Annotated in this window: 20 protein-coding genes and 1 pseudogene; 5 read left to right on the forward strand and 16 right to left on the reverse strand. The window is 71.7% G+C overall.

Translation table 11 applies throughout. From position 1 onward, the window contains the following. Nucleotides 1-4: 4 nt before the first annotated feature. The 7 genes from KME80_RS33430 to KME80_RS33460 are packed head-to-tail and all read right to left on the reverse strand — an operon-like array spanning nt 5 to nt 7,450. A complete protein-coding gene (locus KME80_RS33430; protein WP_219510552.1) occupies nt 5-1,408 on the reverse strand; it encodes an NAD-dependent succinate-semialdehyde dehydrogenase in 1,404 nt (467 codons plus the stop codon). Then, on the reverse strand, nt 1,401-2,066 hold the full coding sequence (locus tag KME80_RS33435) for a GntR family transcriptional regulator (protein ID WP_219510553.1): 666 nt from the start codon (nt 2,064-2,066) through the stop codon (nt 1,401-1,403). Before KME80_RS33435 ends, KME80_RS33430 begins: the two co-directional genes overlap by 8 nt. Before the next feature lie 13 nt (nt 2,067-2,079). Continuing rightward, nucleotides 2,080-3,240, reverse strand: a complete 1,161-nt coding sequence (locus KME80_RS33440; RefSeq protein ID WP_219510554.1) for a mandelate racemase/muconate lactonizing enzyme family protein — start codon at nt 3,238-3,240, stop codon at nt 2,080-2,082. A 7-nt stretch (nt 3,241-3,247) separates the two neighbouring features. After that, nucleotides 3,248-4,066 carry a carbohydrate ABC transporter permease gene (locus KME80_RS33445; RefSeq protein WP_219510556.1) on the reverse strand — a complete coding sequence of 273 codons (819 nt, stop codon included), beginning with the start codon at nt 4,064-4,066 and terminating at the stop codon, nt 3,248-3,250. Beyond that, nucleotides 4,060-4,935 (reverse strand): carbohydrate ABC transporter permease, encoded by an 876-nt coding sequence (locus KME80_RS33450; protein WP_308126029.1) that lies wholly within the window; start codon nt 4,933-4,935, stop codon nt 4,060-4,062. The genes KME80_RS33445 and KME80_RS33450 overlap by 7 nt, the downstream gene beginning before the upstream one ends. A 5-nt stretch (nt 4,936-4,940) precedes the next feature. After that, complete coding sequence (locus tag KME80_RS33455; RefSeq protein WP_219510558.1) at nt 4,941-6,299, reverse strand: ABC transporter substrate-binding protein; 1,359 nt, start codon at nt 6,297-6,299, stop codon at nt 4,941-4,943. Nucleotides 6,300-6,325: 26 nt separating this feature from the next. Then, nucleotides 6,326-7,450 carry a zinc-binding dehydrogenase gene (locus KME80_RS33460; protein WP_219510559.1) on the reverse strand — a complete coding sequence of 375 codons (1,125 nt, stop codon included), beginning with the start codon at nt 7,448-7,450 and terminating at the stop codon, nt 6,326-6,328. 112 nt (nt 7,451-7,562) lie between these two features. On the opposite strand from KME80_RS33460, the gene KME80_RS33465 reads away from it, so the two are divergent. After that, complete coding sequence (locus KME80_RS33465; protein ID WP_219510560.1) at nt 7,563-8,411, forward strand: DUF4429 domain-containing protein; 849 nt, start codon at nt 7,563-7,565, stop codon at nt 8,409-8,411. Here KME80_RS33465 and KME80_RS33470 read toward each other — a convergent pair. Both KME80_RS33470 and KME80_RS33475 read right to left on the reverse strand, forming a co-directional pair. Beyond that, on the reverse strand, nt 8,380-10,032 hold the full coding sequence (locus tag KME80_RS33470; protein WP_219510561.1) for a catalase: 1,653 nt from the start codon (nt 10,030-10,032) through the stop codon (nt 8,380-8,382). The genes KME80_RS33465 and KME80_RS33470 overlap by 32 nt on opposite strands. Nucleotides 10,033-10,118: 86 nt before the next feature. After that, complete coding sequence (locus KME80_RS33475) at nt 10,119-11,405, reverse strand: FG-GAP repeat domain-containing protein (RefSeq protein WP_219510562.1); 1,287 nt, start codon at nt 11,403-11,405, stop codon at nt 10,119-10,121. 104 nt (nt 11,406-11,509) lie between these two features. Here KME80_RS33475 and KME80_RS33480 point away from each other — a divergent pair, with 104 nt between their 5' ends. Then, the gene (locus KME80_RS33480; RefSeq protein WP_219510563.1) at nt 11,510-11,854 is read left to right on the forward strand and encodes a hypothetical protein; all 345 of its coding nucleotides are present in this window, start codon (nt 11,510-11,512) and stop codon (nt 11,852-11,854) included. A gap of 161 nt (nt 11,855-12,015) precedes the next feature. Here the strand turns inward: KME80_RS33480 and KME80_RS33485 are convergent, their stop codons facing one another. Next, nucleotides 12,016-12,594 (reverse strand): OmpA family protein, encoded by a 579-nt coding sequence (locus tag KME80_RS33485; protein WP_219510564.1) that lies wholly within the window; start codon nt 12,592-12,594, stop codon nt 12,016-12,018. A 19-nt stretch (nt 12,595-12,613) separates the two neighbouring features. Further along, a complete protein-coding gene (locus KME80_RS33490; protein WP_219510565.1) occupies nt 12,614-12,967 on the reverse strand; it encodes a hypothetical protein in 354 nt (117 codons plus the stop codon). 439 nt (nt 12,968-13,406) lie between these two features. On the opposite strand from KME80_RS33490, the gene KME80_RS33495 reads away from it, so the two are divergent. Both KME80_RS33495 and KME80_RS33500 read left to right on the forward strand, forming a co-directional pair. After that, nucleotides 13,407-14,630, forward strand: coding sequence for a sensor histidine kinase (locus tag KME80_RS33495; protein ID WP_219510566.1), 1,224 nt, complete (start codon nt 13,407-13,409; stop codon nt 14,628-14,630). Between the two features lie 101 nt (nt 14,631-14,731). After that, nucleotides 14,732-15,505, forward strand: a complete 774-nt coding sequence (locus KME80_RS33500; RefSeq protein WP_219510568.1) for a hypothetical protein — start codon at nt 14,732-14,734, stop codon at nt 15,503-15,505. Here the strand turns inward: KME80_RS33500 and KME80_RS33505 are convergent, their stop codons facing one another. Beyond that, complete coding sequence (locus KME80_RS33505; RefSeq protein WP_219510569.1) at nt 15,506-16,156, reverse strand: response regulator transcription factor; 651 nt, start codon at nt 16,154-16,156, stop codon at nt 15,506-15,508. A gap of 83 nt (nt 16,157-16,239) precedes the next feature. Beyond that, nucleotides 16,240-16,476, reverse strand: a pseudogene (locus tag KME80_RS50890) (response regulator transcription factor); the annotation flags it as partial. A 392-nt stretch (nt 16,477-16,868) separates the two neighbouring features. Between KME80_RS50890 and KME80_RS33520 the strand changes: the two are divergent. After that, nucleotides 16,869-18,092: a cytochrome P450 gene (locus tag KME80_RS33520; protein ID WP_219510571.1), complete on the forward strand. Its 1,224-nt coding sequence runs from the start codon at nt 16,869-16,871 to the stop codon at nt 18,090-18,092. A 15-nt stretch (nt 18,093-18,107) separates the two neighbouring features. On the opposite strand, the gene KME80_RS33525 is transcribed toward KME80_RS33520, so the two are convergent. From KME80_RS33525 to KME80_RS33535, 3 genes are read right to left on the reverse strand one after another with little or no spacing between them, the layout of a single operon-like run. Continuing rightward, nucleotides 18,108-18,809 carry an ABC transporter ATP-binding protein gene (locus KME80_RS33525; RefSeq protein WP_219510572.1) on the reverse strand — a complete coding sequence of 234 codons (702 nt, stop codon included), beginning with the start codon at nt 18,807-18,809 and terminating at the stop codon, nt 18,108-18,110. Further along, nucleotides 18,806-20,353 (reverse strand): branched-chain amino acid ABC transporter permease, encoded by a 1,548-nt coding sequence (locus tag KME80_RS33530; RefSeq protein WP_219510573.1) that lies wholly within the window; start codon nt 20,351-20,353, stop codon nt 18,806-18,808. The genes KME80_RS33525 and KME80_RS33530 overlap by 4 nt, the downstream gene beginning before the upstream one ends. After that, nucleotides 20,350-21,261: a branched-chain amino acid ABC transporter permease gene (locus KME80_RS33535; RefSeq protein WP_219510574.1), complete on the reverse strand. Its 912-nt coding sequence runs from the start codon at nt 21,259-21,261 to the stop codon at nt 20,350-20,352. Before KME80_RS33535 ends, KME80_RS33530 begins: the two co-directional genes overlap by 4 nt.

Raw genomic sequence — 21,261 nt, forward strand, 5'->3', positions numbered from 1 at the left:
TCCGTCATCGCCCCAGCCCGATGCTGAGGTACTTGTACTCCAGGTAGTCGGCCACCCCGTGGTGCCCGCCCTCGCGGCCGTAGCCGCTGCTCTTCACGCCGCCGAACGGCGCCTGCGGCGGCGCGAGCGGCCCGCCGTTGACGGTGACCATGCCGAACTGCAGCTCCTCGGCCACCCGGACGGTCCTGCTCAGGTCGTTGGTCCACACATAGGCGGTCAGCCCGTACGGGGTCGCGTTCGCGCGTTCGACGACCGTGTCGCAGTCGTCGAACTCCAGCACCGGGGCGACCGGCCCGAACGTCTCCTCGCGGCAGACGAGCATGTCCTCGGTGACGCCGCCGAGCACGGTCGCCGGGTAGAACGTTCCAGCGCCGCCGGGGCGGACCCCGCCGGTCAGCGCCTTCGCGCCGTGGGCCAGGGCGTCCTCGACGTGCCTGGCCACCTTGGCGACGGCCCGTTCGTCGATGAGCGGGCCCAGCTCGGCGGCCTCGGCCTGCCGGACGAGCTCGGCGGTGAAGGCGGCGCTCAGCGAGGAGTGCACGAAGATCCGGTTGGGCGAGGTGCACGCCTGGCCGGCGTTGAGGAACTTGCTGCGGGCCACGGCCCGCGCGGCGGCCACCGGGTCGGCGTCGGGGAAGACGAGCACGGGCGCGTGCCCGCCCAGCTCGACGCTGAGCCGCTTGACGTCGTGGGCGCTCTGCCTGATCAGCTCCCTGCCGACCTCGGTGGAGCCGGTGAACGACACCTTGCGCACGCGCGGGTCGGCCATCACGGCGGCCCCGAACGCGGCCGGGCGCGACGTGGTGACCAGGTTGAACACGCCCGGCGGCAGCCCGGCGGCGACGAACGCCTCGGCGACGGCGACGGCCGACAGCGGGGTCAGCTCCGCGGGCTTGAGCACGACCGTGCAGCCCGCGGCGAGCGCCGGGCCGAGCTTGCGGGTGATCATCGAGACGGGGAAGTTCCACGGCGTGATGCCGGCGACCACGCCCACGGGCTCGGGCAGCAGCCAGATCCGGTTGTCGGCGTGCGCGCCCGGCACGGTCTCGCCGTAGAGGCGGCGGGTCTCCTCGGCGGCCCACAGCAGGTGGTCGGCGCCGGACAGCACCTCGCCGGTCGACTCGGCGAGCGGTTTGCCCTGCTCGGCCGTCATGACGGCGCCGATCGCGCCGGCGCGGGCCGCCAGCTCCCGGGCGGCGGCGCGCATGAGGTCGGCCCGCTCGTGCGCGGGCATGGCCCGCCAGCCCGGCAGCGCGGCGCAGGCGGCGTCGATCGCCTGCCCGGTCAGCTCCGGGCCGCAGTCGGCGACCTCGGCCAGCGGCTCGCCGGTGGCGGGCGCGTACACGGTGAACGTGCCGCCGGCCTCCCGCCAGTCGGCCCCGATGAGCGCCCGTCGTGTGTCAGCCATGTGTCTCCTGGATTCCTTCGATCAGCGCCTTCATGGCGGCCATCTCGTGCGCGTGCTGCAGCTCGCTGGCCAGCGAGATGTCGCCGGCCACCAGGGCGTTCCTTATGGCGACGTGCTCGGCGTGCGATTCGGGCAGCCGCCACGGGACCAGGCGGAAGCCGCGCTGGGCGGTCTCCGTCCTGGCCCACAGGCCCTGCAGCATGCGGTGGGTGAGCTTGCTGTTCTCGGTGTCGCACAGCAGCGAGTGGAAGCGCCGGTTGAGCCGGGCGAACGCGGCCACGTCACCGGCGCCGACGGCGATCTCGCACTCGGCGAGCACCGCGTCGACCTCGGCCAGCCGCTCGCCGGCCAGCGGGCGGCCGTCCAGCTCCAGCGCGAGCGCGGTGAGCGCGGCCCGCACGCTGTAGAGCTCGCGCACGTTCTCGACGGTGAACGCGGCGACGACGGCGCCCACGTGCGGGCGTTCGACCAGCCACTCCTCCGAGCAGAGCTGCTTGATGGCCTCGCGCACGGGCGTCTCGCTGATGCCGACCGCCTCGGCCACCACCCGGGTGGTGATCTTCGTGCCGGGAGGCGCCTCACCGGTCATGATCAGGTGCTTGATGTGCTCGGCGGCCAGATCCGCCTTGGTGCGGAACGGGGAACGCGATTCGGCCATGGTGGGGAGCCCTTCAGACCCGCTGGACGGTGAGCGGCTCGATCGCCGCATGATCAAGCTCTACACCGAGTCCGGGTCCTTCCGGAACGGCTACGAGACCGGAGGAATCGGGCAGCAGCGGTTCGGTCAGCATGGCGTGGAACACCTCCGGGACGATCACCGGCGGATCGTAGGGGTACTCCAGCCAGTCGCAGTTCGGCAGCGAGGCGCAGAGCTGCAGGTTGCCGGCCACGCCGAGGCCGGTGGCCCAGGCGTGCGGGATCACCTTGCGCTGCCGGGCGGCGGCCATCGCGCCGAAGTCGCGCAGCGCGCCGATCTCCTCGCTCTCATTCGCGTCCGGCTGGAAGATGTCGAAGCAGCCGTCCTCCAGCATGCGCACGAGCTGGCCGATGCCGCGGTTGTGCTCGCAGCCCGCGATCGGGATCGGCGAGGCGGCGGTCAGCTCGCACAGCGTGCGGTAGTCGTGCCGGGGCAGCGGCTCCTCCAGCCAGGCGACGCCGAGACCGGCCAGCTCCCTGGCCGTGGTGAGCGCCCGGTCGTAGTCCCAGATCAGCCGGGTGCCGTCGGGGGCGTAACGCCAGCGGGCGGCGGCCTGGTTGGCGTCGACCATGAGGGCCACGCCGGGGCCGACGGCCTCGCGCACGGCGGCGACCTGGGCCACGTCCTCGGCGATGGTCCTGGCGTGGACGCGCAGCTTGATGCCCTGGAACCCTGCGGCGACGGCCTTGAGGCTGTCCTCGACCCGCTGCTCGGGGGTGCGGACCTCGCCGAAGCTCGCGTAGGCGCGGACGGCTCCCGCGTGCCCGCCCCACAGCTTGTACAGCGGCTGCCCGCAGGCCTTGCCGACGGCGTCCCACACGGCGACGCCGACGACCCACGGCCTCGGGAAGACGTACTCGGCCACGTACCGCAGCCGGTTGGCGACGTGCGTGGTGGCGAAGGCGTCCAGGCCCACGAGCTGCGGCCGGATCCAGCCGCGGATCGCCTCCAGCAGCATCGGCCCGGTGCCGTGGCCCATGTCGCCGCCGGACACGCCGACGATGCCCTCGTCGGTCTCGACCTCGACGATGACGGCCGACATGGCCCGGTGCGCGCCCTCCGGCGCCCACGACGGCACGAACGGCCGGGGGTAGGGCAGCTCGATGACGCGAGCGCGCACGTCTGTGATCCTCATCGGCCCATCACCCCTTGGTCGCGCCGTCCGCGAGACCCTTGATCAGGTACTTCTGCACGAGCAGCGCGAACACCACGACGGGCAGCACGGTGAGCACGCCGACCGCGGCCAGCGGCCCCCACATCCCGCCCTTCTCGGTGTCGGCCGCGATGCCGGCGATCGCCACCGGGATGGTGACCGCCCTGTCGTTGGTGAGGATGAGCGCGAACAGCAGCTCCTCCCAGGCCAGGATGATGCAGAAGATCAGCGTCGAGACCAGCCCGGTGATGCTCGTCGGCACGATGACGCGGAAGAACGCGCCGAACCGGGAGCACCCGTCGATCATCGCGGCCTCCTCCAGCTCCTTGGGCAGGCCGCGGAAGAACGCCCGCATCAGCCACACCACGTACGGCACGAGGAAGGTCACGTACGCGAGGATGACGGTGATGTACTGGTCGGTGAGCCCGAGCTTCCGGGCGACCAGGAACAGCGGCACGACCAGCGCGATCGGCGGCACCGCGCGGGAGGCGAGGATGAGCCCGCCGACGACGCCGGCGCCGCGCATCCTCATCCGCGACAGCGCGTAGCCGGCCATCGAGCCGGCGATCATGGAGATGGCCGAGGCGCCCACCGCGATGATGATCGTGTTGACGATCCGGGGCAGGATGCGCGCCTGGTGGAAGTAGCTGACGTAGTTGTCGAGCGTGAACTCGCCGAGCCACCGGGGCGGCACCGTGAAGATGTCCTTGGGCAGCTTGAACGAGATGCTCACCATGTAGAGGACGGGGAACAGGAAGGCCAGCGTCACCAGGATCGCCCCGGCGATGGCCGCGTACCTTCTCACCATCGGTTCTCCAGACGCCGGCTCACGCGGAACAGGACAAAGGTGATGAGCATCGTGACGACGAGCACGATCGTGGCCATCGAGGACGCCGAGCCGAACTCCAGGCTCCTGAACCCCTTCTCGTAGATGTAGAGGTTGACCACGTTCGTCGCGTTCCCTGGCCCGCCCTTGGTGGCGGCCAGCGCGATGTCGAACATCTTGACCGCGCCCAGCCAGCGCACCACGAACGCCGCCGCCATCACCGGCACGAGCAGCGGCAGCGTCACGTGCCGCAGCGTGGCCCACCGGCCGGCGCCGTCGGACTTGGCCGCCTCGTACACGTCGCCGGGCAGCGCCATGATCCCGGCGGAGGCGATCAGCACCACGAACGGCGTCCACCGCCACGTGTCGATGATGATCACGCTGGCCATCGCGAGCACCGGGTCGCCGATCCACTCGACGGGCCCGATGCCGACCAGCCCGAGCGTGTAGTTGACCACGCCCCAGAGCGGGTCGAGCAGCATCCGCCAGACGCCGCCCGCGACGACCGGCGCCACCACCATCGGGATGAGGAACAGCGCCCGCAGCACCCCGCGCCCCCGCCAGGGCACGTTCAGCAGGAACGCGATCGCGAACCCGAGCACCATCTGCAGCGGCAGCGCGATCACCAGGTAGACGGCCGTGACCCGCAGCGACTCCAGGAAGCCGGGGTCGTTCAGCACCGCCTCGTAGTTGCGCCAGCCGACCCAGCCCGTCGGCTGGAAGGTGGCCAGGTCGAAGTCGGACATGCTCACCCAGAGCGTGTAGAAGATCGGGTAGAGCAGCATGCCCGCCAGCAGGACCAGGGCCGGGGTGAGGAAGAGCCAGGCGGTGCCCGGCTCTCCCAGCCTCACGCGTCTCACTGGCCGTAGCCCTTGGTCTTCAGCAGCTCGGTGATCTCCTTCGCGGCCTGGTCGATCGCCTGCTGGGAGGTCGCCTGGCCGGACATGGCCCGGCTGGTCTGCAGCGCCAGGATCTGCTGGACGGCGTCGGACTCGGGCAGCCTGGGCCGCCACATCTGGCCCTTGCTCGCGACCTCGTAGCCGTCCTTGAGCGCCTGGTAGACCGGCCCGGCCCAGTCGGCGGGCGGGGTGCCGTCGAGGGTGGAGTTACGCGCCGGGAAGGTGCCGAACTCCTTGCCGACGAACTGCTCACCCTGCTTGGAGGTCACCCACTGCAGCCACGTCCAGGCGGCGGCCGGGTGCTCGGACTTCTTGGAGATGCCCGCCGACCAGATGCCGCGGTGCGCGCCGGGCCCGGCGGTGCCCGCGGGCATCGTGGTGATGCCGACCTCCTCGGGGGTCAGCGTGGTGGTCTCCTTGTCGACGGCCGTGCCCTTGAAGACGCTGCCCCACATGAACATGGTGGCCGTCTTGCCCTGCCGGAACGCCTCCAGCGGCTCGTTGAACTGGTAGGTGGAGGCCCCGGGAGGCGCGTACTTGAGCAGGTCGACCTGCGTCTGCAGCGCCTTGACCCCGGCCTCGCCGGCGAAGGCGACCTGCATCTTGTCGTCGAGCAGCTTGCCACCGTCGGAGTTGAGCACGGTCTGCCACACGGTGGGGGTCAGCGGGTCCTTGGTGAAGTACGTGCCCACGGCCCACGAGTCGGTCTTGCCGTCGCCGTCGGTGTCCTGGACGAGCTTCTGGGCGTCCGCGAAGTACTGCTCCCAGGTGGTCTCGTCGGTCGGCTCGGCGACCCCGGCCTTCTTGTAGAGCGACTTGTTGTAGAACATCAGCAGCAGGTTGGAGCGGACGGGCACCGCGTACTGCTTGCCCTCCCACTCCCCCGCGGCGAGCGGCGTCGCGTGGAAGTCGGCCCAGTCGTACTCGGGGTCGTTCCACTTGGCCAGCTCCTGGCCCTTGAGGTCGTAGAGGGCGCCGGTCTTGGCGAGCTGCGGGATCCACGGGTCGTCGGCGAGCACCGCGTCGTAGGTGGCGGTGGTGCCGGTCAGCTCCAGCATGGTCTTGGCGAGCTGGTCGTTGTACGGGATGCCGTCGATGGTGACCTTGATGTTCGGATACTTCTTGTTGAACTCCGGCACGAGCTTGTCCTGCCACTGCTTGGCGAACGCGTCGTTGGCGATCACGCGGATCGACACGGGCTGCTGCGCGGTGCCGAGCCCGCCGCCGTCTGCCGGGACCTCCTCGGCCGACGAGCCGCAGGCCGCGACGGCCAGACCGAGCACGGCTACGGCCGCGACCAGGCGGGTGCTTTTCAAGACTTCTCCTCCGGGGAAATGGGGGTTTACGCGGTGGGGTCGATCGCGAGCTTGACGACGTCCCTGCCGTCGAGGGCGTAGCCGCCGCCGAGGGCTTCGAGCGCCTCGCGGACCCTGCCGAGCGGCAGGCGGTGGCTCACCACCTGCTCGTACGGCCTGCCGCCGCGTTCGAGGATGGTCAGCGCCTCGTGGTAGCGGCGCTGCATGTCGGGGCCGGCGCCGTACACGCCGGCGATCGTGATGTCCCGCTTCAGCAGGTCGCTGTACGGGTTGAAGGGGATGGCGCCGCGGTCGGTGAAGTTGCCGAGTTCGGCGAGCACGCCGCCGTCGGCGACCAGGCCGAGCGCTTCGCGGAACGCCTCGGGCGAGCCCGCGGTGCCGATGACGGCGTCGGCGCCGTCGCGGCCGAGCGCGTCGAAGATCTCCTGGCGGCGCTTCTCGGGGCCGTCGCCGAGCCCGACCACGGCGTCGGCGCCGAGGCGGGCGGCCAGTTCCAGCCGGGCGCCCGGCGCGCCGACGGCGACGATCCGGGCGGCCCCGGCGGTGCGGGCGGCGGCCACGGCCATCAGGCCGATCGCGCCGGCGCCCTGGACGACGACGGTGGAGCCGATCCGGATCGCGGAACGTTCCACGCCGTGCAGCGCCACGGACAGGGGCTGCTGCAGCACCGCCACCTCGGGGGGCAGGCCGGTCCGGTAGAACACGGTGCCCGCGTTGGAGGCGTACAGGTGGGTGGCGAAGCCGCCGGTGAGGTGCGGCGGGCGGTCGGCGGGCGAGGCGAAGCCGTAGGAGGGGCGGCGGTCGGGGCAGTTGCCGGGCCGGCGCCGCACCTGGCAGTCGTAGCACCGGCCGCAGCTCAGGGACGGGAAGACGCCGACGCGGTCGCCGACGGACACCGGCCGGCCGGCGTGGTCGGTGGTGACACCCTCGCCGAGGGCGGCGAGGGTGCCGACGATCTCGTGGCCGAGCAGCGCGGGGAAGCGCACGCTGGCCAGCCGGCCCCGGTAGATGTGCGCGTCGGTGCCGCACATGCCGCAGAGCTCGACCTTGAGGACGAACTCCCCGGGGCCGGGGCGGGGCAGCGGGTAGTCGCGTACGTCCACCGGTCCCGCGACGTCGGTGACGATCGCCGCGTGTGCCGTCGCGTCCATCCACCGCCTCCACATTCTGCTTTCTATAGAATGCAGCAGACGTTAGTTTGTGGTGTTTTGGCCGGTCAAGGCTTGTTATCGGAATGTTTTCTGGCCCACTACGCTGGAGGACATGGCGGAGATCGCAGTCCCCGACGGGGCGTGGACGTTCGACGGAGAGACGGTCCGGATCGTCCCGGGCAGCGGCCGCGAGGTCCACGAGCTGCGCAAGGCGCTCGGCGAGCTCGTCGTCCCGCTGGAGGCCGTCGCCGGGGCGACGTTCGAGCCGTCACGCAAGGGCGGCCACCTGCGGCTGCGGCTGCGCCGGGGCGCCGACCCGCTGACCGACGTGGTCGCCGGCTCGCTGACCGCCCCCGCCGACCCCTACCGCCTGGCCGTTCCCAAGGGCCGCACCGGCGCCGCCGAATACTACGCCGACGAGATCCGCGACGCGCTCGCCGCGTGGCAGACGCCCAGCGGGCCGACGGACGACTACCTGCTGCCCGGGCCCGACGTGCCGATCAGCGCGTCCGCCGGTGACGGCACCGTCGCCTTCGACGGCGAGCGCGTACGCATCGAGTGGACCGCCTTCGCCAGCACCGCCAAGGACGAGGCCGGCCCGCAGGAGTTCCCGCTGACCGACCTGGTGGCCGTGGAGTGGAAGCCGCAGTCCGGCCTCGGCTACGGCACCCTTCGCTTCCGCGCCAAGGGCGACGGGCCCGACAAGCAGCCGCAGAAGGACCCGCGCTGCATCTCGTGGGGCGTGCAGCGCTTCGGCGGCACGACCGCGCTGGTCGCCGCCGCCGTGCACGCCCGCATCCCGCGCGGCGTCGCCGAGCTGCCCCCCGCCCCGGCCCCGGCGGGCGAGGTGGACGTGGTCCTGCGCCACCTCGCCGAGCTCGGCGAGCTGCACCGCTCCGGCGTGCTCAACGACGAGGAGTTCGCCTCGGCTAAGCAGGCCCTGCTGCGCCGCCTGGAGTGAACCGCTCGTCCGGCACGCAGTGCGTCATCTTCAGCCCGGTCACGTCACGCGGCCCGTTCCTGCCCAGCTTGGCCAGCCGGTCCCGGTCCTCGTCGGTCAGCTCCTGCTTGGGCAGCGGCTCCAGCCCGGCCACGTCGTCCGGCGTGATGCCCAGGCCCTCGCCCACGCGCAGCCCCAGGTCGTCCTCCACCAGCAGGAAGTGCCACACCATGCGCTCCTGGATGCGCCGGTCGCACTGCTTGAGCTGGGTGACGAAGTTGTGCACCAGGTCGTCGCGCTCCCACTCCTCCATCAGCAGATAACGCTGCCCGGCCTGCACGTAGTCGTTCGTGCGCGGGATGCGCCTGCGGGTGAGACGGCCGGTGATGACCGGGCCCTCGATGTCCTCCGTCGGGTACTCGGCCTCGCGCAGCCCGCCCACCAGCGACGGCTCGTAGTTGATGTGCGGCGACTCGCCGCCGGTGTCGACGAAGTACGTCATCTGCCCGTCACGCTGGTTGGTGCGGATGCTCGCGTTCTTCGCCTGGTTGACCGGGAGCTGCAGGTAGTTGGGGCCCACCCGGTAGCGCTGGGTGTCGCTGTAGGAGAACGTCCGCCCGACCAGCATCTTGTCGTCGGAGAAGTCCAGCCCGTCGACCAGCACGCCGGTGCCGAACGAGATCTGCTCGTTCTCGGCGAAGTTGTTGTCCACGTTGCGGTTCAGCACCATCCGGCCCACCGGCCGCGCCGGGAACTCGTTCTCCGGCCACACCTTGGTGTCGTCCAGCGGGTCGAAGTCCAGCTCGGGGTGCTCGTCGTCGCTCATCACCTGCACGAGCAGCTCCCACTCCGGGTGGTCGCCGCGCTCGATCGCCTCGTGCAGGTCCTTGGTCGCGTGCCCCAGCTCGGTCGCCTGGATGATCGCCGCGTCGGCCGCCGTCATGCTGCGCACGCCCTGCTTGGGCATCCAGTGATACTTGACCAGGAACGACTCGCCCTGCTTGTTGGTCCATTTGTACGTGTTCACGCCGAAGCCCTGCATGTGCCGGTAGTCGGCCGGGATGCCGCGCGGGCTGAACAGGTTGACCAGCATGTGCATGCACTCGGGCGTCTGCGACATGAAGTCGAAGATCCGGTTCGGCTCCTGGCGGAACGTCACCGGGTCCGGCTTGAGCGCGTGGATCACATCGGGAAACTTGATCGCGTCCCGGATGAAGAACACCGCCAGGTTGTTGCCCACCAGGTCCCAGTTGCCGTCCTCGGTGTAGAACTTGACGGCGAACCCGCGCGGGTCGCGGGCCGTCTCCGCCGAGTCACGGCCGCCGATCACCGTGGAGAAGCGCACCGCGAGATCCGTGCGCTTGCCCGGCTCCTGGAACAGCTTGGCCCTGGTGTAGCGGCTGACCGGCTCGTCGCCGATCTTCCCGTACGCCTCGAAGAACCCGTAGGCGGTGGTCCCGCGCGCGTGCACCACCCGCTCCGGGATGCGCTCGCGGTCGAAGTGGCTGATCTTCTCCAGGAACTGGTAGTTCTCCAGCGTTGCGGGCCCTCGCGCGCCCACCGTCCGCTGGTTCTGGTTGTCGTAGACAGGATGGCCCTGCCGGTTCGTCAGCACTTCGCGACGGTCACCAACGTCACTCATGTCACCGTTTCCTCTCCTCGGATGACCCCTTTCCCGCCCTGCCCTCAAGCCGCCGTGCGACACCGGCAAAGACTTCGCCCCTCCGGTCAGCCGCCCTTGCCCGCCAGGTCGAACACCTGCAGCGTCGCCCCCGCGCCGTCGACACGCCAGAAGCGGGCGCGGCCCGGACCGCCCTGCCAGACGCGGATCACCTCGGCCCGGCCGTCGCCGTCGTGGTCGCCCACCGACCACGTCCTGATCGAGCCGCGCTCCCAGTCCTTGAGCCGCTTGCCCGCCGGGCCGCGCTCGGGGCCCCGATGGCTGAACGCCAGGCCGGGACGGCGCACGCCCTCCGGGGAGCCGGTGAGGATCTCGGCCCCGCCGACGACCCGCGCGTGCATGCCGATGACCTCGCCGGAGACCAGGTCGTCGGCGCCGTCGCCGGTCAGGTCGCCGGCGTGCAGGCTGCCCCGGACGCCGTCGAGCACCTGCGGCTCGCGGTCCGCGCCGCCGTAGAAGACGCGGGTGATGCTCTCGACCGACGGGTCCTCCGTCTCCATGCCGGGCTCGTTGTTGCGTGCTCCGCTGTCGCCGATCGCCACGTCGCGGCGGCCGTCGCCGTCGAAGTCGCCGAACACCGCCGAGCTGCCCGTGGCCACCTCGCGGAAGTCCTCGCCGGTCAGCAGCCAGGCGTGGGCCTGCTCGCCGTCGTCGGGCCCGTACACGACCAGGTCCGGCCCGTACGGATCGGTGACCATCCTGCCGGGCCACTCGCCCTCGGGGAGCGGGCGGCCGCTCCGGCGGGCGGGCTCGCCGGACCTGGTGAACGGGCCGTGCAGGCGGACGAGCCTGCCGCCGCTGCCGTCGGGACGCGACGTGGTCGCCAGCAGGTCGGCGGCGGCGTCGCCGTCGAGGTCAGCCACGCCGGAGTGACTTCCGTACGGCAGGACGGCGGCCGGGCCCCGGCCGCCCCAGAAGATCATCAGGGACCGGTCGGGGATGACGACGTCCGCGCAGCCGTCGCCGTCGAGGTCGGCGAACTGCGGGGGCACCTCGCCGGACATGGCGCCGTCACCGGCGACGTACGCGGTGGCCGGGTCGAGGCCGCGCGCCGACCCGTGCACCACCACGAGCTGGGCCCGCTCCCGCCAGTCGGCGCCCGTCCGGACGAACGCCAGATCGGCGTAGCCGTCACCGTTCACGTCACCGGGTTCGGCCTTGCCGGAGCACCGGGGCCGCGACGGGGGCGCGGCGGCCGGGGTCACCGAGACCGGCACAGGCTCCGGCGCGGGCTCCGGCGCGGGCGGGGGTGTCGGCGCGGCGGGGCCCGGCCCTGCGGCGGCGCACCCGGCGAGCATCGACGACACGAGTAAGACTCCGAGCTTTCTCGCCATGACCGCCCACTATGCCGCATCCGGCCGAGCAGCGTCCTGACACGAATTGTAAGTGTACGATTACTCTTTGTGTCCGATGTCGTTACTCCGTGAAGGGGAGAACCATGCGTTCGCACTCCGCTCTGGCCGCCGCCGCCGGCGCCCTCATGCTGGTCCTGGCGGTTCCCGGCTCCGCCTGGGCCGCCACGGGCCAGTTCCGCTACTCGTACCAGACCGCCGACGGCTACGACGCCGTCGGCTTCATCAACAATCCGCCGAGCCGGACGTGCATCGACATCCAGGGCGCCGGCTCCGACGGCACGTCGGCCGCCTACGCGCCCAAGAACCTGACCGACGCGACGGCCACCGTCTTCCTGGAGCGGGGCTGCGCGGGCGACGTCTACTACAGCCTGCGCCCCGGCGCGGGCGCCTCGGACCGCCTCCTGGTGCGCTCCGTCGTCTTCTCCTGACCCCGGCACGAAAGAACCCCGGCTCGGCGACCCGAGCCGGGGTTCCGCTCGACAGACAAGGCCGCCTTCTCGCGCACCAAGATATTTCACGACGTAAAAGATGTTCGACGGAAAGAACAGGCATGGGGTGCCACCGGCCGGCCGGGCACACGGTGGAGTGGTCATCGACTCGCCTCGTAGACGATCTCGACGCGCCGGTTGAGCGCCCGGTTCTCGGCGCTGGGCCGGTTGCCGACCATGTTGGGCACCCGCGGCCTGGTCTCGCCGTGGCCGGAGGCCCTCAACGTGACGGACCTCCCGGAGAGCAACCCGGCGAGGACGCCGCGCACGGCTTCGGCGCGACGCTGGGACAGGCGGCGGTTGTATGCCTTCGAGCCCTGGTCGTCGGTATGCCCGGCGATCTCGATGACGCCGTCGGGCGCGTCGGTCCTGATGCTTTCCGCGATCCTCGCCAGCCGGGTCCTGGCTGCCCCGGTCACCTCCCACTTGTCGAAGGCGAAAAGCACGTCGCTGGTCAGGGTGACGGTGACGGTCCTGTCGTCGCGGGTCTCGCTCTCCGAGGCGTCCAGGGACTCCACGGTGAGCCGGACGTTCTCGACGAGGTGCCTGATGTCCTCAACGGGAAAGACGTCGTCTGCCCGGGTCCCGGCTGAGGCCGGGGTGTACGTGGTGAGCAGCAGCATCGACGCCGTTCCGAGGCTCAGAGCCAGCCGTCGGCGCGCCGCCCGGGCCTCAGTCACCGAAGTGGCCGTGACCGGCTCACGCGATCGGGACATCGCTCATGATTCCGAAGCCCGGGACCTCGACGTGCACCTTGGTGACGTCCGGGGGCGGAGCGGCGAACGTCGCGTAGAAGGGAAGGCTCTCGCCCTCGTCGATGACCACGCTGCCGCTGGTCGTGGAGCACAGACAGGCGAAGTGGCCGGTGCGTCCGGGCCGGTACCGCTTGGCGTTGCCGGCGTCCACCAGGGAGAGTCCGCCCACCGTGTAGTCGGTCGGTCCTTTGCCCAGGTCGTTGCCGATGCGCCAGGAGGGCCCGTCCTCGTTGCTGATCGTGAGGCTGAGCGTGGCCATCTTCCCCTCCCGCTGGAGCTGGGTGATGGTCACGGTCATGTCGCGTCCCTCACGCTCGAACCGCTGAGACGCGATCGGGGCAAGGGCTGACGGAGATACGGCCGGTGTGGTGGTGGTCGTCGTCTCGGGTGACGGCGACGAACTCGGCCGGGCCGCGGAGGTCCCGGTGGAGTTCGCCGCACGAGCGCCGTCCTGGCGCTCTCCACCGCCGCCGGGCCCGCCCACCGCACCGCAGGCCGTCAGGGCTATCACGAGAGCCGGAACCCCTGTCAGAGCTGCGACATGCCTTGTCATCGGGAGACTCCTCATCGCCTTTCACTTCATGCGCGTCCGGGAGATGCCATCGTCGTGGTCCGCCGCGACGCCGGCCATGGGGTTATCCCTAGATGTCGCCGCCCGAATGGCGGCTTTCGCCGACTTTGCGGTGGTAGTTGATGTCATGGGTGCCGATCGGCGTGATCTCTGCGAAGGAGGGTTCATGACATTCAGGACCAGGTACGGCATCGTGGCGCTGGCCGTTCTCGCCAGCGTCGTGTACGTCGCCGGCACCGGCTGGCTGGACGACCCGCACGCCGCGCCGCTCTGGGACCTGGCCGGGGTGGCGGGACCCTTATGGGCGGCATGGGTCTACATCGTCATGGGGCTGATCGTCTGGTCGCAGCGGCACGTGAGCTCGCTGGGGCGGCGGACGGTCGCGATCGGGTTCACCTGGTTCACGGCTGGATTGCGCTCCTTCGACCACCCTGTCCTGGCGGGGATCGGCGACCTGGCGCCCGGGGTGCTGTTCGTGGTCTTCGCCTACGCGGTCTTCGCCTCGTCGCCCGGCTTCCCCTTCACCGCGGCGGGGCTGCTCATCAGCCTCCTCGGCTGGCTGGCCGGCGGAGTGACGGCGATGGAGCTGTTCCTGCCCGTGCCCGGTCTCGGGCTGCTCCTGGCGGCGCTGGTGACCTGGCCGATCGAGGTCATGGTCCGGGTGATCTGCGCGGGCAACACGCGCGTACGCGGGCTGCTCGCGGAGAACGAGCACCTGCACGGCGAGGTGAAGGACGCCAGGGGCAAGGTGGTCGAGGCGATGGACGCCGGGCGCCGCAGCATCGAACGCGACCTGCACGACGGCGCGCAACAGCGCCTGGTGAACGTCGGCATGTCACTCACGCTCGCACGCACACGCCTGGCCGAACCGCCGGAAGCCGGGGCGGCGCTCAACCGGGCGATGATGGAGCTGGAGGCGGCCCTGGAGGAGCTGCGCGAGCTGGCCCGTGGCGTCTACCCGGCGATCCTGGCGGACGCCGGCCTCGGGCCCGCGCTGGAGTCGCTGGCCGAACGCGCTGCCCTGCCCGTCGTTCTGGAGGACCTGCCCGCACGCCGGCTGCCCTCCCGTGTCGAGGAGACCGCCTACTTCCTCACCTCCGAGGCCATCGCCAACGCCGCCAAACACGCCGGGGCCTCGCAGGTCGTCGTACGGCTTCGGGACGAGGGCAGCCGGCTGATCCTGATCGTGAGCGACGACGGCGCCGGGAACGCGGACCCGTCGGGCAGCGGCCTGCGCGGGCTCGCCGACCGGGCCGCCGCCGTCGGCGGCCACGTGCGCGTGCACAGCCCCGCGGGTGCGGGCACCCGTGTGACAGCGAGCCTGCCCGTCCCTGACCCCGCGACACAGGGTTATCCCTCTGTTCACCACCCCGCACGCGAGCGAGCATGATCTCACCGAACCCGCCGGCGGTCGTGGGCAAGCCATCTCCCCTGGGTCCGACGCGTGCGCGTGACCGCCGTCGCCGTTCCACATCTGGAGGTTTCATGAGGATGAAGAGCGTTCTGACCGCGGCCGCCGCGTTCGCGGCCCTGAGCGTGCTCACGCAGGCCGCGGCTGCCGACGCCACCCCGCCGGACCCCGCTCCGGGCGGGCCGCAGCGGCCGTACGAGCCCGACGTCGAAGCCACGGACAACATCGACTCGCTGTCGGTGACGGCGACTCGCGGGGCCGGCCGGAGCGTGACGATCGCCTTCGACCGGCGCAGCCGCGCCGCGACGGGCGACGTCCCGGCCGGGCCACGGCGGTTCGTCTTCCTGTTCGACCGTTCGGTGAGCTTCAACCCCGAGGCGTTCCCCACGTGCGCTCGCGCCGTGATCGAGCGGCAGGGGGTGCGGGCGTGCCCGGCCGGGTCGCGGATCGGAGGCGGCCGTGGCGAGTTCCCGAGCGGCGAGCCGCAGGAGGTACACGCCTTCAACACGCGGATCGGGCGGTCAGCCGGGGTGCTGGTGGTGCTGCCGGCTTCGGGGGTGATCCTGGAGCAGACGCTGGAACGGGTCACGTCCCCGTACCGGAAGGACTACCGATGGGCGCTGGACGAGATCGTGCCGCCCACGGCCGTCCCACCCCAGGACCGCGTGGGCACCACCCGTTTCCAGCTCTCGTTCGGCGCCACCCGCCGGCACCACGGGCGCACCGTCGGCTTCGCCGAGACCACCGCGAGAACGGGCGGCGAGCTCCGCTTCGGCCTGTGGACCGAGTTCGTCACGGGACAGGTCCTCCTGCCCACCGCCAGGACGCCGCTGAAGGCGGGCCAGAACGGCTGATCAGCGCCGTAGATACGCGAGGACCGCGAGGACCCTGCGGTTGTCGTCGTCCGTGAGCGCCAGGTGCAGCCGGTCGAAGATGTTGCGCACGTGCGCCTCGACCGTCTTGACGGTCACGCTCATCGCCTTGGCGATGGCCGCGTTCGTACGCCCCTCTGCCATCAGGCCCAGCACCTGGCGCTCCCGGCCGGTCAGCTCGTCGAGCGGATCTCGCGTCCGCCGGCGCCGCAGCAGCCGGTCGACCACCGACGGATCGAGGACCAGGCCGCCCGCCCCGACGCGCCGGACGCCGCTCTCCAGGTCGTCCAGCCGGTTGACCCGGTGCTTGAGCAGGTAGCCCGCGCCGCCGATGCCGCCGTCCTCCCCGAAGAGCTGACCGGCGTGGTGCGTCTCGACGTACTGCGACAGGACCAGCACGCCCAGCCCGGGATAGGCGTCACGCAGCTCCCGCGCCACGTCGAGACCTTCGGCCGTGTACGTCGGCGGCATGCGGACGTCGACCACGACCACGTCGGGCGGGTCCTGACGGACGAGGCTGATCAGCCACCCCGGGTCACCCGCCTGGCCCGTGACCTGGAACCCGCGTTCGGTGAGGAGCCGGGCGAGCCCTTCGCGGAACAGCAGACAGTCGTCGGCGACCATCACCCGCATCCGTTACCGGCCTTTCGCGCGCTGCTCGATCATGCTCAACCCTACGGCCGGGCCGCGCGCCCCGCGCGGACCGGGCGGGGCGATCAACGGGCGCCCGGGGTGACCAGGCCCGACTCGTAGGCGTGGACGACCAGTTGGGCGCGGTCCCTTGCGCCCAGCCTGGACATCGTCCTGCTGACGCGGGTCTTCGCGGTGGCGTGGCTGATGGTCAGGTGGGTGGCGATCTCCTCGTTGGACAGGCCGGTCGCCACCAGCGTCAGGACCTCGCGTTCCCTGTCGGTCAGCCGGTCCAGACCGGGCCCGGCACCGGGCGGCCGACGACAGCGCGGTCCCCCGTCGGCGGTCGGCGGTCGGCGGTCGGCGGTCGGCGGTCGAGCCTCCCGGAGAGGCCGTGGCCGCGCGCGTCTTCCTGGCGGTTCACCAGCGACTTCCACCATCCCGTGCGCCTCCACCTGGCCCGCTTCCAGGTGCTGACGCGCAACGGCGGACCGCCCCTGCCGACCGACGCCGGCTGGAAGGACACCGTGGACGTGCGCCCCTACGAGGTCGGCGTCTGACCGGATCGGCTCACGCCACCCAAAGCGTCTCCGGCCGACAGGCTGCGCTACCGGTGGAGGTAGCGCTGGCGGGATGGATCATGCCGCGCTCGCGCTGACAGGCTCGATCCGGTCGGCGGGCTCGGCGGAGCCCGCATGGAGATCAGGGGGATCAGATGCGCGACCTCACCCGGGACATCGACAGTTTGCCTTTCCTCGACGTGTACTCCGCTGACTACGTCTCGGACCCACTGGGCATGATCGAGGCGCTCGGGCCGGGCGTTCCCGTCGCCCGGAGCCCGCGCGGGGTGGAGTTCCTCAGCTACGACCTGGCGCGGGCGTTGCTGCGTGACGAGCGGTTCACGGTGGGCTTCGCCGAGCTGCTCACCGCCTGCGGGCTGAATCCGGGCGACGTCGCCTACCGCTACAGCGTCGCGAACACGGCGGCGCTCGAGGGCGAGGCGCACCGGCGCCAGCGCCGGCTGCTGGGGCCGCTGCTCGGCCCGGTGGTGATCGAGCGGTCCCGGGGCGTGGCGCGCCTGATCGCGGCCGGGCTGCTCGACAGCCTGGCGGGCGACGAGTTCGACTTCGCCAAGGCCGTCGCGCCCCACGTGCCGGCCGCGTACTTCTGCCATCTCATCGGCGCGCCCGCCGAGGACCACGAGCTGGTCGCGGCCTGCTCGGACATGCTGCTCAAGGCGTTCCGCGCCGATCCCCGCCATCGTGACGAGATCGAACGCGGCGCCCGCACGCTGGTCGGCTACGCCCGCGCCCACATCGAACGCCGGCGCGCCGAGCCGGGCGACGACGTGCTCTCCCAGCTCCTCGTGGCGGAGCGGCGGGGCGAGACGACCACGGAGGAGATCCTCGAAATCCTCTTCACGCTGCTGACAGCCAGCACCGACAACACGAGCGCGGCCCTCTCGCACACCGTCATGGCGCTCGCCGCGCATCCGGACCAGTGGCGCCTGCTGCGCGAGGACCCCACACTCATCCCGAGCGCGGTCCAGGAGAGCCTGCGGGCGCGTCCGAACGTCTGGTCGGACCCGAGGCTCGGGAGCGCGGACCAGGAGTTCGCGGGGCTGGCGATCCCCTCCGGCACGTGGCTGTTCGCCTCGGTGATCGCCGCCAACCACGATCCGTCGGTCTTCACCGACCCGAAGCGGTTCCGGATCGGCCGTACGCATCCGAGACCCGTGCTGAACTTCGGCTCCGGGCGTCACGCGTGCCTGGGACGCCTGATCGCGCTCGTCGAGATCGAGGAGACCGTGCGGCTGCTCGTCGAGCGGTTCGCGAAGATCGAGGTCACCGGGCCGGTCGTCCGGGACGGGCAGCCGCACGGCGACTTCGTCCGCGCCCTGCCCGTCCGCCTCACACCGGCCCGCCCCGGCACGCGCTAGAGACGGCCGCCGCGGTCAGCCGAGGTAGGCGGCGCGGACGCGCGGGTCGGCCAGCAGGTCCGTGCCCGGCCCGGACATGGTGGTCCGGCCGAGGTCGATGACGTAGCCGTGGTCGGCCAGCATGAGAGCGGCCAGGGCGTTCTGCTCGACCATGAGGATCGTCGTCCCCTGGTTCCGGAGCAGGGCGATGGTGTCGAGGATGCGCCGGATCATGATGGGCGACAATCCCATGGTGGGCTCGTCGAACATGAGCAGCGCCGGCCGGGCCATCAGGGCGCGGCCGATGGCCAGCATCTGCTGCTCGCCTCCGGAGAAGAGCCCCGCCCGTTGCGTACGGCGTTCCCCCAGGACGGGGAAGAGGTCGTAGACGCGGGCCATGTCCTTCGCGACGTGGCGGTCCCGGCGCAGGTGGCCGCCCAGGCGCAGGTTCTCCTCGACGGTCATGCCGGCGAACAGGCGACGTCCCTCGGGGCAGTGCGCGACGCCGGCGGCGAGGACGGCGTGCGCCGGCAGGTGGTGGATGGGGCGGCCCCGGAGGCGGATCTCGCCGCGGTGCGGGCGGAGCAGGCCCGACACGGCCTTGAGCACGGTGCTCTTGCCCGCGCCGTTGGTGCCGATCAGCCCGACCACGCCGCCGTCGGGCACGGTGAGCGAGACGCCGTCCAGCGCGAGGAGGCCGCCGAAGGACATGAACAGGCGCTCTGCGACGAGAGTCATGAGGACACCAACCCCTTGGGCCGGAAACGCATGATGAGGATGAGGGCGAGCCCGAAGAGCATCAGCCGGTAGTCGCTGAACTCGCGCAGCTTCTCCGGCAGCACGAACAGCAGCGAGGCGCCCACGAGCGCGCCGGGCACCGTGCCCATGCCGCCGAGGATCACCGCGGCCAGCAAGGTGACCGATTCGCTGAAGTCGAAGCTCTCGTAGCCGACCGTGCCGAGCTTGTGCGCGAAGACCGCGCCCGCCAGGCCCGCCAGCGTGGCGCCGACCAGGAAGGCCAGGATCTTGGCCCGGCCGGTGCGCACGCCCATGGCCCTGGCGACGTCCTCGTCCTCCCTGATCGCCAGCCAGGCCCGGCCGGTGCGGCTGTGCTTGAGGTTGGCCAGGACCGCCATCGTGCCGGCGACCAGGAGCACGGTCAGCGCGTAGTAGAGGAAGCCGGCGGGCAGCCCGCCGACCGGCTGGTCGAAGCCCTGCCCGAAGAGGGTGATCGGCGGGATCCCCGGGATGGAGTTGGCGCCGCCGGTCAGCCCGCCGATGTCGTTCTGCGCGGCCCGGAAGAAGATCTCGCCGAACGCGAGCGTCACGATCGCCAGGTAGTCGCCCCGCACGCGCAGGGTGGGCGCGCCCACCACGACGCCGAGCAGGCCCGCCACCACCGCGCCCGCGAGCGCCGCGACCGGGAAGGAGACCACGTGGGCCAGGTTCGCGGCGGTGAAGGCGCCGATGCCGAGGAAGGCCACGTAGCCGAGGTCGAGCAGCCCTGCCAGGCCCACGACGATGTTGAGCCCGATCGCGGTGGCCGCGTAGATGCCGATGGTGGAGGCCACCGTCATCCAGTAGCCGGTTCCGGCCTCGGTGAGCGGCAGGAGCATGGCGCAGGCCAGCAGGACGGTGAGGCTGAAGGCCCGGTGCCGTTCGGCCAGGGCCGAGAGCCAGGAGAGCACCCCGTACGCGGACAGGATGCCGAACAGGCCGACGGCGAATCCGAGGAACGACAGGAACTCGGCCCCTCCGTGCGGGTTGGTCGCCCGGCTCTGCCCGCCCGCCGTCAGCATCGCCGACACCGCCCACAGCAGGGCGGCGAAGGCCGCCACCAGGATCGGCCAGGCCAGCGCGCGGGACGGAAGCTTCCACTCGGGGGCCGGTTCTCTCCGGCCCAGCCAGATCAGCAGGGCGCCGCCGGCCAGCGTCACCGGACCGCCGAACGACAGGACGCCGAGCGCGGCCAGGAACGCGATGTGGACGAGCGCGATGACGGCCGCGCCCGCGCCCGCGGCCCGGCTCGCGCGGGGCAGCAACGCGGCCAGCCCCAGGAGCAGCAGGTGCAGGCGGAAGCCGGTGACCAGGTACGGGGCGTCGAAGAACTGCAGCGTGGCCAGGCCGGGATAGGCGCCGCCGGGGATGACGGCCGACGCCCACGGCGACAGCGCCCCGAGCAGCACCAGCGCGGCGCCCGGCGCGGAACGCCAGGCGGGGCGCGGCTCGCGCCGGGACGGCGCTTCGGTGACCGGGCGGTCCCGGACGAAGGAGGACGTCATGCCCGCACCCTCTCCGGCCGGCCGAGGAAGCCCTGCGGGCGGAACATCAGGACCAGGATCAGCAGTGCGAAGACCCACACGTAGTCGTACTGGGCGCCGCCCCAGGCGTACTGGCCGGCCAGTGACTTCACCAGGCCGATGGAGAGCGCGCCGAGCATGGCCCCGCGGATGCTGCCGATGCCGCCGAGCACGGCCGCGGTGAAGGCGAAGATGCCGTTCTGGAAGCCGATGGCGGTGTCGATCTGCGTGTAGTGGATGCCGTACAGGACGGCGCCCACCCCCGCGAGCGCCGCGCCGAGGACGAACGTCGCCAGGATCACCCGGTCCGGGTCGATCCCCATGAGCCGGGCGGTCTCGGGGTCCTGGGCCGTGGCGCGCATGGCGCGTCCCAGGCGGGAGCGCTCCACGTACAGGTGCAGCGCGGCGGCCAGAAGGGGGGCGACGGCGAGGGCCAGCACGCCGGTCCACAGGACCGTCACCGGCCCGAGCACCAGGTGCCCGTCGGGGAAGGCGCGCGGGAAGGCCAGCGGCGCGGTGGCGCCGGGGTAGAAGACCCGCACCACCTCCTGCAGCAGGATGGACACCCCGAGCGCGGTGATCAGCGGCGCCAGCTTGTGCGCGCCGCGCAGCGGCCGGTACGCCAGCCTCTCCACCGCGACCGCGACCGCCACGGAGACGGCCACCGCCGTCACGCACATGACCGGCAGCGCCGTGTACCAGGGCGTGTCCGCGGGCAGCAGACGCAGGGAGACGAAGTGCGCGCCGAACGCGCCCACCATGAACACCTCGCCGTGAGCGAAGTTGATCAACTGGACGATGCCGTAGAGCATCGTGTAGCCGAGCGCGATCAAGCCGATCAGCGCACCCAGCACCAGACCGTTGACGATCTGCTGCGCCAGAGTGGACAC

Origin of the sequence: Nonomuraea ceibae, from assembly GCF_019396325.1 — a bacterium.
Taxonomy (GTDB): Bacteria; Actinomycetota; Actinomycetes; order Streptosporangiales; family Streptosporangiaceae; genus Nonomuraea; species Nonomuraea ceibae.